Here is a 14,477-nt window from a genome sequence, read left to right on the forward strand (position 1 = left end):
ATCATTCCGCCGCCTGCAACGTCTCGCGCTGGCCGACGAGACGTGTCGCGTCCGTCCGACCATGGGCGATTTCGCTCAGTGCCTTGAGCAGCAGATTGCGCGCGACCGTCGAGCGGTAGGCTGCGGAGGCGCGGTGATCGTCCATCGGCTGATAATCCTGCGCCATCGCGGCAAAGCCCGCCTCCCAGGAGGACGCTGCGTCGAGCGAGGCACCGATCAAGGCTTTCTCCGTCAACGTCGCGCGCTTCGGTATCCCCGCCATGCCGCCGAAGGCGATGCGCGCGTCGACGATGGTCCGCCCATCGAGCGTGAACTTGAACGCGCCCATCACGGCGGAAATGTCCTCATCCAACCGCTTGGACACCTTGTAGGCTCGAAACGCCTCGTCAAGTTTCAAGGTCGGAATGCTCACGCCGCGCACAAACTCCCCTTCCGTGCGATCCTGCCGACGATAGGCGATGAAGAAATCTTCCAGCGGGAGCGTGCGCGTCGTATCGCCCTTGCGCAATTCAAGCGTCGCGCCGAGCGCGATCAGGGCCGGGGGGAGATCGCCAATGGGCGAGCCATTGGCGATGTTGCCGCCGACAGTTCCCGAAGCACGAACCTGTGCCGATCCGAAACGGCGCATGACTTCGCCGAGATCTGGATCAATGTTGGCTAGAGCGGAAAAAGCCCGCGCGTGTGTCACCGTAGCGCCGATGGAAACCCGCTCCGCATCGACCGTCAGCCGGTCGAGGTCCACGACGCGGCCAAGCCAGATGACATTTTGCAGATCGGCCATCGCCTTGGTGATCCACAACCCCACATCGGTCGAGCCGGCGACAAGCGTCGCATCCGGGTGTCGAGCATAAAGCACCGCAAGAGATGCCTCACTCGCAGGCGCGGCGAAGAAGCGGTGCTCGTCTCCGACAAAGATATCCTCGTCGTCGGCAATTGCGGAGAGTTGAGCGACACGCTCTTTTTGTGTGGCGACGAAGGAATCGGCAGGCCCTTCAGCGCAAACTTCGAGCGCAGCGTCGAGAATGGGCCGATAGCCCGTGCAACGGCAGAGATTGCCGGCGAGCGCATCGTTGGCGCTCTCTCGACTGACCGGGCGCTGGCCGTGCTGATAAAGCGTGAAAAGGCTCATTACGATTCCGGGCGTACAGAAACCGCATTGCGATCCATGGTTCTTCACCATGGCGGCTTGAACCGGATGAAGCGCCTCATCGGAGGCGAGATCCTCGACGGTGACGAGCTCCGCCCCATCGATTTGCCCCAGCAGAAGGATGCAGGCGTTCACCGGCTCATAGACGAGCTTGCCATCGCGGACGCGCCCGAGCGCCACCGTGCAAGCGCCGCAATCGCCTTCCGCGCAGCCCTCTTTCGTGCCGGTGCTGCGCTCTTGCAGCCTCAAGTAATCCAGAAGTGTCGTTCGTGGGTCAAAGCCCTTCAGTTCGACCTGTCGTCCTCTCCGCAAAAAGCGGATCGCATCGCGTCTCACGTCTTCCTCCACCGGTTCTATCCGGTTCTTATGATCAGCAGGATAGAGCATGACCAGAATAAGTGGAAACCGGTTGTTCGCCCGGATCATGCGGGCGATAGGGAATCTAGAACTTGATCATGTTTCAAAGAGACATGATCAAGTTCTAGAATGACCGAGTGCGGGGATTTCGCAATAGCGACTGTCGCAAATAAAAAACGGCCCAAATGGGCCGTTTTCGCGTGATGAGAGAGTTTCCAATTTTACCAGGTGCCCGTATTCGGCATGGAAGCCCACGGTTCCTGCGGTGGCTTCGACTCACCTTCCTGCAACAATTCGATGGAAATATCGTCCGGCGTCTTGATGAAAGCCATATGTCCGTCACGTGGCGGCCGGTTGATGGTAATGCCCGCATCCATCAGCTTCTGGCAGAGCGCGTAAATGTCTTTGACGCGGTATGCGAGATGTCCAAAGTTACGGTCGCCCGTATATTCGTGCTCATCCCAGTTATGGGTGAGTTCCAGCAAAGGAACACGCGTGCCATCCGCTGCCCGCGCCGCGTCCTCATCGGCAGCCAGGAAAACGAGAGTAAAACGACCCTTTTCATTCTCGATCCGGCGGGTTTCCACCATGCCGAGCTTGTTGCAGAAAAAGTCGAGAGATTGCTCAATGTTCGAAACGCGAACCATCGTGTGCAGGTAATGCAAGAGACTCTCCATTATTGATCCGCGCAAGGGCTAGCCGGAGATTGCCGGAAAAGGCAATCCCCCGCGAGACACGGACGGACCGGAAGTTTGCGCCGCTACATGGAGTGCAGACCGACCCGGTTACCTTCGCAATCCTCGAAATGGCCGATGAAGCCGTATTGGCCGATGCTCATTTTCGGCATGACGGTCTTGCCGCCTTTCTCGTCGATCTTTTTCAAAGTTCCCTCGATATCGGGAACCTCGAAATAGACGAGCGTGCCGCTGTTTGACGGCGTCTGCCCGTCCGCTGCGATCAGGGAGCCGCCCGCGCCGGGCTCGGGCCCATCCTTCATGGGGAAGAAAGCCATCTTGGCCGGCCCCATTTCCTGAGAATTCAGGGTGAATCCGAAGACTTGTTCGTAAAAATCTTTCGCCTTGTCGAGATTCTTGACGGGAATTTCAAACCAGACCACCGGGTTCATCGCTTATCCTCCAAAAAATCCTGTAAAGTCGAGCGGACTTGTCCATATCAGCGGGGAGACTTAGGACAATTGAAACGCATCGGAAGATGCGATGCCCAAAAAAAGAGAATCGTCCCATGCGCCCCGAGAACGCCCCCGTCATCCGTCTGGAGGATTACCGGCCGAGCCCCTACTTGATTGACCGGGTCGAGCTTGATGTGCGCCTGCATCCGACACAAACGCGGGTCACGGCAACGCTGGCGTTACGTCCCAATCCGAACGGCATCGGCGGTGACCCGCTCGTTCTCGATGGCGACGAACTGAATCTGAGGGCCGTCTCTGTCGATGGCCACGCTCTCTCAGACAGGGATTATGAGGCCTCTCCGCAACTCCTGACCCTGCACCGCCCGCCGCAGCGGCCTTTCACGCTCATAATCGAGACTGAAATCGATCCAACCGCCAATACCAGGCTTATGGGGCTCTACCGTTCGAGCGGAAATTACTGCACGCAATGCGAGGCTGACGGGTTCCGGCGCATCACCTATTTCCTCGACCGGCCGGACGTCCTCGCCGTCTACACCACCCGGATTGAGGCAGACCGCGATGAGGCTCCGATTTTGCTGGGCAACGGAAATCCTGTCGAGGGGGGCGCAATCGAGGGCACGAACCGGCACTATGCGGTGTGGCACGATCCGCACCCCAAGCCGTCCTATCTCTTCGCGCTCGTCGGTGGCCGTCTCGGCAAGGTGGGCAAGAGCTTCACGACGATGAGCGGGCGCAAGGTCGATCTTGCCGTCTATGTGGAGCCAGGCAAGGAGAGCCGCGCCGATTACGCGCTCGATGCACTCGAACGCTCGATGCGCTGGGACGAGCGCGTCTTCGGGCGCGAATACGATCTCGACGTGTTCAACATCGTCGCCGTGTCCGATTTCAATATGGGCGCGATGGAGAACAAGGGTCTCAACATCTTCAACGATAAATACGTACTCGCGAGTTCCGAGACGGCGACGGACGTGGATTACGCCAATATCGAAGCGATCATCGCGCACGAGTATTTCCACAACTGGTCTGGCAATCGCGTTACCTGTCGCGACTGGTTCCAATTGTGCCTCAAGGAAGGGTTGACGGTTTTCCGCGATCAGGAATTCTCGTCGGACGAGCGCTCGCGTGCGGTGCACCGCATTTCGGAAGTGAAGGTGCTGCGCTCGCGGCAATTCTCGGAAGATGCAGGCCCTCTCGCCCATCCGGTGCGCCCAACCCAGTATCGCGAGATCAACAATTTCTACACGGCGACCGTCTATGAGAAAGGCGCCGAGATCATCCGCATGCTGAAGACCATCATCGGCGAAGCCGACTTCCGGCGCGGCATGGATCTCTATTTCGAGCGCTACGACGGGACAGCGGCGACGGTTGAGAATTTTCTGGGCGCCTTCGCGGAAATCACCGGCCGCGATCTGTCTCACTTCTCCCGTTGGTATGCGCAATCGGGCACACCTCGCGTGACGATCAAGAGCCAGTATGACGCTCAAGCCCAAACCTGCACGCTCTCCTTCAAGCAGGAAACGCCGCAGACGCCGGGACAAACGGAAAAGGAGCCTATGGTCATCCCGGTTGCACTCGGTCTCGTTGCCGAAGACGGAAAGCCCATTGATGCCTTGTGCAATCGGGTGGATGAAAACGGTGTCTTCATCTTCGACGGGAGAGAAGACAGCCTGACCTTCACGAATGTCACAGCACGCCCCGTGCCGTCGCTTTTCCGTGGTTTTTCGGCACCCGTCAAAGTCTCCTTCGATCTCCCCGACGACGATCTGCTGTCGCTCTTGCGGCATGACAGCGACGCGTTCAACCGTTGGCAGGCTGCTCAGAGCGTCGCCATGCGGATTCTCGTGCGCCTGTCGAAGGGCGAACAGGTCAGTGAGACGGAGTTCGATCGTCTGGCCCTTGCCCTGCGCGACTTTGTGGAGTCCGATGGCGAGCGGGATCCGGCCTTTGCCGCGCTAGTTCTGTCTCTGCCTAGCGAAAGTGACATCGCCCAGGAAATCGGCTCCGATATCAACCCTGATGCGATCCACGCGGCGCGCCTAGCTCTGCGGCGGCGTATCAGCAAGGAATGCGCGGCACCGCTCCAGCAGCTCTATCGCTCGCTCGCCACGCCCGGCGCGTACAGCCCCAATGCCGCAAGCGCCGGACGGCGGGCACTTCGCAATGCCGCCGTCGGTGTGATCGCCGATGCGGATCCGGCGCTTGGCGAGATGCTTGCACGCGAACAATTCGAGACGGCGACCAACATGACCGACCAGCTCGCTTCTTTAGGCGTGCTGACGACCATTCCAGGCCAGGCGCGGGAAGACGCCTTGGCAACGTTCGGATCACGCTACAGGGACGAACCTCTCGTGCTCGACAAGTGGTTCGCCCTGCAGGCGGCAATCCCCGAGCCGGAAACGCTGGAGCGCGTGAAAAAGCTCATGCACCACAGTGCATTCTCTCTCAGCAACCCCAACCGGGTACGCGCGCTCGTCGGCAGCTTCTCGATGCTGAACCAGTCGCAATTCAATCGCGCCGACGGCGCGGGTTACGATCTACTCGGCGATGTCGTTTTGCGCGTCGATGAACTGAACCCTCAGCTCTCCGCCCGATTGCTCACGGCCTTCAGCGCGTGGCGCATGATGGAAAACACCCGACAAGCGCGAGCGAAAAACACCCTACTCCGCGTCAGGGAAAAACCTGATCTGTCGCGCGATGCGAGTGATATCGTGCAGCGGACGCTTGATTGAGTCTGCCGTAAAGCCTTACAAAATAAGGATTTATGAGGTCTATTCTTCCGCTGAGCTTGAGGCGGAAGAATTAAGAAATTTTTCGTTAATCTAGGCCCTTGGATAGCTAGACAAATCACTCGCACGCGATTCTATTGTTAGTGATTCGGAGAGATGCGGCACGTCCTTCCGATCACAGGGCGAAATGGATTCCGAGGGGGGATTCGCATGGCGGGGGCGACAACCGCGTGCGTACCCGCGCGTGCGGGCACGATTCTAGGCATAACGCGAACTTTCGCGAACCCGGTTTATCGCCGGCTTGAACAGTATGAGTCCTGGCTCCGCCTAGCGGTCCCGGCTCTGCTCGTTCTCTTTATACTGACACTCGTCACGAGCGCCTGGATTCAGGTGCGCAACAATCGTGAAGAAACCGTTATCGACGCGATCAACGACATCGATGTGATTGCATCGCTCGCGGCTGCGAAACTCAGCGGCCGGACCGCGCCAGCCAACGATACCAAGGCCTCGGTGCAACTCGCCGATCTTGCGCAAGCCATGCCTCCGGCCGCTCTCCTGCGCAGCCGTATGATGCTTCTGGCTGACCAAGTGGGCACGGTTCAGGCCGTGTACCCCGCCGGCAGCATCATGCCCGCCTCTTTGACGGATCTTCTTGGCGACGCACAGCCGCTCACATTCTTCGCCGACCGCGCTGGCGTGATGACCATCAAGCTCGCCGACGGCAATGATGGCATCGCAACGGTCCGCGCGCTACATCCTTCAGGCCAGATCGCCATTGTGCAGCCGCTGCCGCGTGTTCTCTCTGGGTGGTGGGGACGCACGCTCGGGCAAATCTCTCTTCTCGGTGCAACCGCACTGGTCCTGCTCGGCATCGGCCTTGCTTACGTGATGCAGGCAAACCGGGCGCGCTCCGCAGACGAGATCTGCGAGAAAGTGCGTGATCGCATCGACTCCGCACTCAACCGCGGACGCTGCGGCTTGTGGGATTGGGATATCGGACGCGGGCGCATCTATTGGTCGGACTCGATGTACGATCTCCTCGGCTACGAGCGTCGTGACGAGTTTCTGTCCTTCGGTGAAGTGAATACCATGATCCACCCCGAGGATCAGGATCTCTACTCGCTCGCCGAACAGCTTGCTTCCGCCAGCACCTCACTTCTCGACTATGAGTTCCGCATCCGTAGCGCCAAGAGCGAATGGGTATGGCTACGCGCGCGCGCCGAACTGATGAACGATCCTGATGATGAGACGAGCCATCTGGTCGGTATCGCTGTCGATGTGACGGAGCAGCGTGGCCTTGAAGAAAAGACCGCCCGCGCCGATGCGCGTCTGCACGACGCGATCGAGACAATCTCCGAAGCCTTCGTGCTGTGGGATGCGAATAACCGTCTGGTTCTCTGCAATTCGAAGTTCCACAAACTGCACGAACTGCCCGAAAACGCCGATCTCGAAGGCAAGACCTATGCCGAAGTGATGGCCCTCGGCCGCCCTCCGGAAATTCAGCATCAATTCTTCCGTCAAGGTAAGCAAGAAGAGGGCGCGCGCAGCTTCGAAGCGCGCCTTGGCGATGGCCGCTGGCTGCAGATGAACGAACGCCGCACGAAAGACGGCGGCATAGTCTCGGTGGGCACCGACATCACCGCGCTCAAGCGCCATGAGCATCGCCTCGTCGAATCCGAGAAGGAATTGATCGCATCGGTTCTCGATCTCAAGCAATCGCGCCAAAAGCTCGAAGCGCAGACGCACCAGCTGGCCGACCTCGCCGAGCGTTATCTCGATCAGAAGGCACAGGCGGAAAGCGCGAACCGCGCCAAGTCCGAATTCCTGGCCAACATGAGCCACGAGCTGCGCACGCCGCTCAACGCCATTATCGGCTTCGCGGAAGTGATGCAGAGCGGCATCTTCGGTTCGCTCGGCTCGGATAAGTATGAAGAATACTGCACGGACATTCGTTCGAGCGGCGAATACCTCCTCTCAGTGATCAACGACATTCTCGACATGTCGCGCATCGAGGCAGGACGTACCAGCCTCACGAAGCAGAAGGTGGAAGTGAACGGCGCCGTGCATCGCGCCCTCAAACTGGTGAGCGAGCAGATCAAGGCCAAAAACCTGGCGATGACAGTCGACGTCGATCCGGAGGACGTCTCGGTTCTAGCCGACGAGCGCGGCCTTCATCAAATCCTGGTCAATCTTCTGCAGAACGCCACGAAGTTTACCAAGGACGGCGGCTGCATCACGGTCCGCACCCGCCAGGCCGGCAACGCCATCAATATTTATGTCGAGGACAACGGCATCGGCATTCCGGCTTATGCGCTGCAAAAGCTCGGACGTCCCTTCGAGCAGGTCGAGACCGAATTCTCGAAGAGCTACAAAGGCTCAGGTCTGGGCCTTGCCATTGCACGTTCCCTCGCAGAGCTTCACGGCGGTTCGCTGCGCATCAAGAGCCAGGAAGGTGTCGGCACCATCGTGCTCGTCCACTTGCCACTGACAGAAGCGACCAACGCCGATATCGCATTGGCGGATGCGGCGGCTTGAAGAACGGGCTTTAGTCGCATTCGCCGCCAGCCGTACTATCGTAGTTTGAGCTAACGTATAACCCGCGCGAAAACGTCTCGCACCTGCTCCCGCGCCTCATTCAAACTCGTCAGCAGCACCTTGGCGTCAGGCGATCCGGCGACGGCTGCAAGGCGCTTCAGGATCGCCGGCCTCACCGCAGCCGCATCGAAACGCCCTTCAATGGTCAATCGCTGCCACTGGAAGATGGCGCTGAACAAGCGGTGCGCTTCGATCAGGGTTTGTGCGTCAGCGCTGCCGAGAACACCGTGTCGAGAGGCCTCCGCGAAAACGGCCCCAGGCACCAATGTGAGCAAGGACGGATGGGCGTGCGCATGAGCGAGAACGAGGGCCTGCGCGATAAAATCGAGATCGGTGAGGCCGCCGCGTGCGAGCTTGAGATCCCACGGATCGTCGTCGCCCTTTTCCTGCGCGATCAGTTCGCGCATATCGCGAACGTCTTTGGAAACGCGCTTGTTGTCCCGCTTCGCTCCGACGATGTCGCGCACCGCGCTTTCGACCTTTGTCGCGAAGGCAGCGTCACCGGCCAGCACCCGGGCGCGGGTGAGCGCCATGTGCTCCCACAAATCGGCTTCGCTCTTCTGGTAATTCACGAAGCCGACAAATTGCGACGCTACCGGGCCTTTGCCGCCTTGCGGGCGAAGGCGCAGATCGACTTCGTAAAGCAATCCGCGCCGCGTCGGCACCGTCAACGCGGCCACGAGGCGCTGTGTGAGGCGCGTGTAATAGACCACTGCATCGAGCGGCCTCGGCCCTGAGCTTTCGCGATGGTGCTCATCGAAATCGTAGATGACGACGAGATCGAGATCGGAGCCTGCTGTAAGCTCACGCGTGCCGAGCCGTCCGAGGCCGAGAATGACGATCTGTCCGCCCGGCACGGTGCCATGCTCCTCTTCGAAAGTCTTTCGGACTTGCTCGAACGAAGTGCGGACAATCGCCTGCGCGATGGCGGCATAGGCCTCGCCGACTTGCGCGGGAGAGAGGATATCGGAGAGAAGACGCGCGCCGGTGATGAAGCGCATCTGGCGTGCGGCATCGCGCGAACGGTCAAGGAATTCCTCATAGTCGCGCGGCGATCCAATGATCTGCCGGATCTGCTCTTCAATCGCAGCCTCGTCGGTCGAGGCTATACCGAAAGCCGGGTCGATCAGAGCATCGAGCACATGAGGCGATTGCGCGACCGTGTCGGCGAGGCGCGGCGCCGTGCCCAAGAGATCCGCGAAACGAAGGCGCAGGCGCTCATGCGATTGCAGGATGGTGAGAAGTTCCACCGCCGCGGGCATGCGGCCGAAGGCGCGATCAAGCGCGGCGAGAGCGCCGTCCGGATCGGGAGTTCCGCCTAACGCCGAGAGTAGGACGGGCGTCAGTTCGGTCAGAACTTCGCGCGCGCGTTGGCTGGTGATGGCCGAGCGGCGGCCGAAATGCCAGCCGCGCACGGTTTCCGCCGCCTTCTCGGGTTCATGGAATCCAAGGCGCTGAAGGGTCGCAAGCGTCTCCGGATCGTCAGTCGTGCCCGTGAAGACGAGATTGCCCACATCGGAGGCGAGTTCGGGGGCCTCCTCGAACAACAACGCGTAATGCCCCTGCACGATGCTGGCCTGACGGGTCAGGGCCTTGGAGAACGCCTTGAGATTGGGATAGCCGCAGAATTTCGCGAAGCGCTTTAGTTCTTCCTCATCGGAGGGCAGCCGCTGCGTCTGCTCGTCCGCCACCATCTGCAAGCGATGCTCGATGGTGCGCAGGAAACGATAGGCGTCGGAGAGTTCGTCCCGTGCCTTGTCGGTGATCCAGCCTTCATCATGAAGCGCGATCAGCATGTCGAGCGTGCGACGGCCGCGAAGACTAGGACGTCGTCCGCCGAAGACGAGTTGTTGTGTCTGCACGAAGAACTCGATTTCGCGAATGCCGCCGCGTCCGAGCTTGATGTCGTGCCCTGCGACCGCAATCTCGTCATGCCCCCGCACCGCGTGGATCTGCCGCTTCATGGCGTGCACATCTTGGATCGCTGCAAAGTCGAAATACTTGCGCCAGATAAACGGGCGCAATTCGGCCAGGAAGTTTTCGCCGAGCCTCAGATCGCCAGCCACCGGCCGCGCCTTGATGAGGGCCGCGCGCTCCCAATTCTGGCCGACCGTTTCGTAATAGACATATGCAGACGGAAGAGACACCGCTGTCGGTGTCGAGCCGGGATCGGGACGCAGACGATAATCGACCCGATGCACGAAGCCGTCCGGCGTGCGCTCCTGAAGGAGCTTGGCGAGCTGCTGCGCGATCCGCGCGTAAACCGTGGGGGGCTCGGCGCTCTCGGGCACCGGCGCGGTCTGCGGATCGAAGAAAACCACGAGGTCGATATCGCTTGAATAATTGAGCTCGCCCGCGCCGTGCTTTCCAAGCGCCAGCACGGTGAAGCCGGAACCGGCACCCGGATCGTCGGGGTCGCGAAGGATGATGCGTCCGAGTTCCGCTGCTTCCGTCAACACCATGTTCGCGCCACCGCGCACTGAAGCGTCGGCGAATTCGGACAGAGAGAGAATGATGCGCTCGACGCTCCACACCCCGCCGAGATCGGCGAGGGCGACCAGAAGGGCATGGGCGTTGCGGTTCTGCCGGAACTGCCGAACAATCTCGTCACGGGTGAGTTCACCGGCGCGATAGCGGCAGAAGAGATTGGCCTGATCGGCGATGATGGCCTCGTGGTTCTCCTCCGGGGCCTTCAGAACAAGCTTCGCCAGACGTGCGGGATCGCCGACGATGATCTGCCAGAGGAACGTCGAGTTGTCCGCGGTGCCAAGAAGAAGCGCGACGAGCGCCCCATCTCCCAAATGACCGAGAAGGGCTGAAGCCCCCTCATCCCGCTTGGCCCGATCCAAAAGATCCTTCAACCGGGCCTTGGCCCGCCTTTGATCGGAAACGAGGGGGGCTTTTGTCAGGCGGTCGAGCAGGCTTTGATCCGACATGGTGTCTGGGTCCGTGAATGCCGTTTCACCGACTCTTCTATGAGGTCGCGTGCTCCTTCAAGGGTAAGGTGAGTACCGCTCTCAATCCGGGCGCGTTATCCTCAAGCTTGAGACCACCGCCATGCAGGCGGGCAACGGCGGAGACTAAACTCAATCCGAGACCAAAGCCCGGACTGGAACGCGAATTTTCAAGGCGAACGAAGCGCTCCAGCACTCTGTCACGCTCAGCTTCCGGGATCCCCGGCCCGCGATCTGCGACCACAATGACGACCCGATCCGTCTGCCTGGAGGCCGTGACCTTGATCGACGCATTAGCCCCGGCCCCATATTTCAGCGCATTATCGAGAAGGTTGGCGACCGCCTGTCCGAGGAGCTCGCGATTGCCATGAACGGTCAGGCCCTCCTCGATAGAGACTTCCAAGGGGGTATGCGCCTCCTCGGCCAGAGCTTCATAGAGCTCAGCAACATCAGCAACGACGCCACTCGCATCGAAATCGGATAAGGCCTCGCGGGCGTTTCCTGCTTCCAGTCGGGCGATTATCAGGAGCGCGTTGAAAATGCGGATGAGGTTGTCGCTTTCCTCGATATTGGCATCGAGCGCCGCACGCAGCTCGTCGGGCGTCTTTGCGGTTCTGAGCGCTTCGTCAGCCTTGTTGCGGAGGCGGGTCAGCGGGGTTTTGAGATCGTGGGCGATGTTGTCGGAGACTTCCTGTATGCCCTTCATAAGTTCGCCGATGCGGTCGAGCATGGCGTTGAGATTCTGGGCAAGCCGGTCGAGCTCGTCACCGGTCCCCTCGATCCGCAACCGTCCGTCGAGATCGCCCGCCATGATGACCCGCGTCGTCTCGGTCATGTCATCGACGCGTTTTAGAACGCGCTTGGTGATGAACCACCCGCCTGCACAGCCGAGAACGGTGATGAGGATCAAGGAATAGCCGAAAGCGCGCTGGATCGCATCACGGAGCCGCGCCCGCTCCTCCACATCGCGACCAACAACGAGGCGAAACCCTCCGGGCAGCAGATAGACGCGAACGATGGCGTGGCCGGGAGTAGCGTTAGTCTCGTCTGTTCGGGCGTAGTCGGTTTCGAATTGTCCTGGCTGGTCGATGACGCCCGGGGGAAGCGCGCCGATATTTCCGGCGACACGCTCGCCCGCTTCCGTCGTCACGAGATACAACGACGCGCCCGGAGTGCGTGAGCGCCGGTCGACGACATTGACGAGGCGACGCAGACCGCCAACCCGGTATTGCTCGGAAAGGCCGCTGATTTCCGCCTGGATCGTTGAAACGAACTGGTCATCGAGCACGCGCTGCGCGTTCCAGGCCACATAGGCCAGAGCCACAAACGCAAAAATCGTGAAGATCACGAGATACGCAAAAGAGAGTTTGAAGGCTGTCGTCCGGAAGAGCTTGCCAAGCGCCGTCATGCGTGGCCCCTGCCCGCTTCCCGACCCATGTTACGCGACATCGTCTTTCATTCCCTCGCCACCGACGCGTACCATGTAACCTGCGCCGCGGATGGTGTGAATGAGAGGCCCGTCAAATCCTTTGTCCACCTTGGCCCGCAGACGGGAGACGTGAACGTCGATCACATTGGTCTGCGGATCGAAATGATAATCCCACACGTGTTCGAGCAGCATGGTGCGTGTGACGACCTGCCCGGCATTCTTCATGAGATATTCGAGCAATCGGAATTCGCGGGGCTGAAGCAGGATCTCCTGGCCTGAGCGCGCAACGCGGTGAGAGAGCCTGTCGAGTTCGAGATCGCCAACGTGGTAAACCGTCGGCTCCGAACTCGGCGTCGCGGCTCGCCGCCGCGAGAGAACCTCGACCCGCGCGAGAAGCTCGGAAAAGGCATAGGGTTTGGGGAGATAGTCATCGCCGCCTGCACGCAGGCCCTTCACGCGATCGTCCACCTGGCCGAGCGCCGAGAGAATGAGAACCGGCGTTTCGATCTTCTGTTCGCGTAGCGATCTGATGAGGGAAAGGCCATCCAGCTTCGGCAACATGCGGTCGACCACGAGCACGTCATAGTCGCCGGATTCAGCCATGGCATAGCCGTCGAGACCGTCAGCGGCGTGGTCCGCCACATGACCGGCTTCCTTGAAGGCCTTCACGAGATAGGACGCCGCTTCGCGATCGTCCTCGATGATGAGAATCCGCATGGCCATCAGTGTAGCTCATTTTAACGCCAACGGCAGGCCGGTCTTGGAGGGGATGACCGACCTGCCGCGGGCAAGAGACGCCAGGTTCATATGAGGGGGCAATCAAAGCCCGGCGTCCTGACTTGAGCCTGAGGTTTTAGGTGCCCTTGGGTTGGGTGCCGACCTCGACTGTGACCGTGCGCTCCTTGCCTTCGCGATAGAGCGTCAGCGAGAGGGTCTTGCCCGGCGCGACCTGGGCGACCTTCCGCGAAAGATCCTTGGCCTCACCGATAGGCTCGCCATTCACGGCAATGATGGTATCGCCCGTCCGGACACCGGCCTTTGCGGCGGGGCTGTCCTTCAAGGCCTCGGCGACAAGGGCGCCCTTAGGCTCCTTCAGGCCGATAGCCTCAGCGATTTCCTTCGTCACCGGCTGCATCTGCACACCGATGAAGCCACGGGTGACGCTTCCGCCGTCCTTGAGCGACGTCACGACTTGGTCGACCGTGCTCGCCGGGATGGCGAAGGCGATGCCGACGCTGCCGCCGGAGGGCGAGAAGATCGCGGTGTTCACACCGACAACCTCACCCGCGAGGTTGAAGGTCGGACCACCGGAATTGCCCTTGTTCACGGGTGCATCGATCTGGATGAAGTCGTCATAGGGGCCCTGCCCGATATCGCGGTGCTGAGCCGAAACGATACCGGCCGTCACCGTTCCACCAAGACCGAAGGGGTTGCCGACAGCAAGAACCCAATCGCCGATACGAGCCTTCTGCGGGGCGAGACGCACATAGGGGAAGTCGTTGCCGCCACCCTGAACCTTCAGGAGCGCCAGATCGGTCTTTGGATCAGTGCCGATGACCTTGGCGTCGAGCACTTTGCCATCGTCCATGGTGATCTGCACATCCGAACCGTTTTCGACGACGTGATTGTTCGTCACCACATAGCCGTCGGCCGAAATGAAGAAGCCCGAGCCAAGAGCTTGGCCGAACTGGCGCGGCTTTTGGCGAGCTCCGGGTTGCTGACCGTCACGAAACTGGCGGAAGAGGCGGTCCATGGGCGAGCCCGGAGGGAAATCAGGCATAGAGAATTGCTGGCTATCCTCGTCACCACGATCGGCCACGGTCTGCACTTTCACCTTCACGGAAACCACGGCCGGCTTCACACGGTCGATGACCTCGGCAAAGGACGGGGCGGCTTGAACCGGCTGCGACATGGAGCGCAATTCGGCATGGGCCGGATTGGGAACGACAAGACCGCTTTCAACCGCGCCGCCTGCAATCAGGGCGGCAACGGCCGCCGCGCCAAGCCATTTGGCGGTGCGGGAACGGACGGGCTGAGAAAGCTTGTTCAACATTTGAATCTCCTCGACAAACCCTTCAGGGATCTGTGTTGGAGAGAACATGGGGTTTTCCGCGTTACC

At 60.4% G+C, this 14,477-nt stretch carries 9 protein-coding genes; 2 read left to right on the forward strand and 7 right to left on the reverse strand.

Translation table 11 applies throughout. The features are described 5' to 3' along the window. Window position 1: 1 nt before the first annotated feature. The 3 genes from xdhA to AB4072_RS01785 form a co-directional block, all read right to left on the reverse strand. Window positions 2-1,483, reverse strand: a complete 1,482-nt coding sequence (gene xdhA, locus AB4072_RS01775) for a xanthine dehydrogenase small subunit (protein ID WP_441965186.1) — start codon at window positions 1,481-1,483, stop codon at window positions 2-4. A 242-nt stretch (window positions 1,484-1,725) separates the two neighbouring features. Continuing rightward, complete coding sequence (locus AB4072_RS01780; RefSeq protein WP_441965187.1) at window positions 1,726-2,169, reverse strand: VOC family protein; 444 nt, start codon at window positions 2,167-2,169, stop codon at window positions 1,726-1,728. Window positions 2,170-2,264: 95 nt separating this feature from the next. Then, complete coding sequence (locus AB4072_RS01785; RefSeq protein ID WP_441965188.1) at window positions 2,265-2,630, reverse strand: VOC family protein; 366 nt, start codon at window positions 2,628-2,630, stop codon at window positions 2,265-2,267. 116 nt (window positions 2,631-2,746) lie between these two features. Here AB4072_RS01785 and pepN point away from each other — a divergent pair, with 116 nt between their 5' ends. Together pepN and AB4072_RS01795 are read left to right on the forward strand one after the other, a co-directional pair. Next, window positions 2,747-5,383, forward strand: a complete 2,637-nt coding sequence (gene pepN, locus AB4072_RS01790) for an aminopeptidase N (RefSeq protein ID WP_441965189.1) — start codon at window positions 2,747-2,749, stop codon at window positions 5,381-5,383. 207 nt (window positions 5,384-5,590) lie between these two features. Further along, the gene (locus AB4072_RS01795; protein ID WP_441965190.1) at window positions 5,591-7,915 is read left to right on the forward strand and encodes a PAS domain-containing sensor histidine kinase; all 2,325 of its coding nucleotides are present in this window, start codon (window positions 5,591-5,593) and stop codon (window positions 7,913-7,915) included. A gap of 50 nt (window positions 7,916-7,965) precedes the next feature. Here the strand turns inward: AB4072_RS01795 and AB4072_RS01800 are convergent, their stop codons facing one another. From AB4072_RS01800 to AB4072_RS01815, 4 genes are all read right to left on the reverse strand, one after another. Continuing rightward, complete coding sequence (locus tag AB4072_RS01800; RefSeq protein ID WP_441965191.1) at window positions 7,966-10,911, reverse strand: bifunctional [glutamine synthetase] adenylyltransferase/[glutamine synthetase]-adenylyl-L-tyrosine phosphorylase; 2,946 nt, start codon at window positions 10,909-10,911, stop codon at window positions 7,966-7,968. Between the two features lie 37 nt (window positions 10,912-10,948). Next, a complete protein-coding gene (locus AB4072_RS01805) occupies window positions 10,949-12,337 on the reverse strand; it encodes an ATP-binding protein (RefSeq protein WP_441965192.1) in 1,389 nt (462 codons plus the stop codon). Window positions 12,338-12,367: 30 nt separating this feature from the next. After that, window positions 12,368-13,075 carry a winged helix-turn-helix domain-containing protein gene (locus AB4072_RS01810; protein WP_441965710.1) on the reverse strand — a complete coding sequence of 236 codons (708 nt, stop codon included), beginning with the start codon at window positions 13,073-13,075 and terminating at the stop codon, window positions 12,368-12,370. Window positions 13,076-13,211: 136 nt separating this feature from the next. Further along, window positions 13,212-14,411 carry a trypsin-like peptidase domain-containing protein gene (locus AB4072_RS01815; RefSeq protein WP_441965193.1) on the reverse strand — a complete coding sequence of 400 codons (1,200 nt, stop codon included), beginning with the start codon at window positions 14,409-14,411 and terminating at the stop codon, window positions 13,212-13,214. Between the last annotated feature and the right edge of the window lie 66 nt (window positions 14,412-14,477).

It is taken from the genome of Microvirga sp. 2MCAF38 (assembly GCF_052115485.1).
In the GTDB taxonomy this organism is placed as follows: domain Bacteria; phylum Pseudomonadota; class Alphaproteobacteria; order Rhizobiales; family Beijerinckiaceae; genus Microvirga.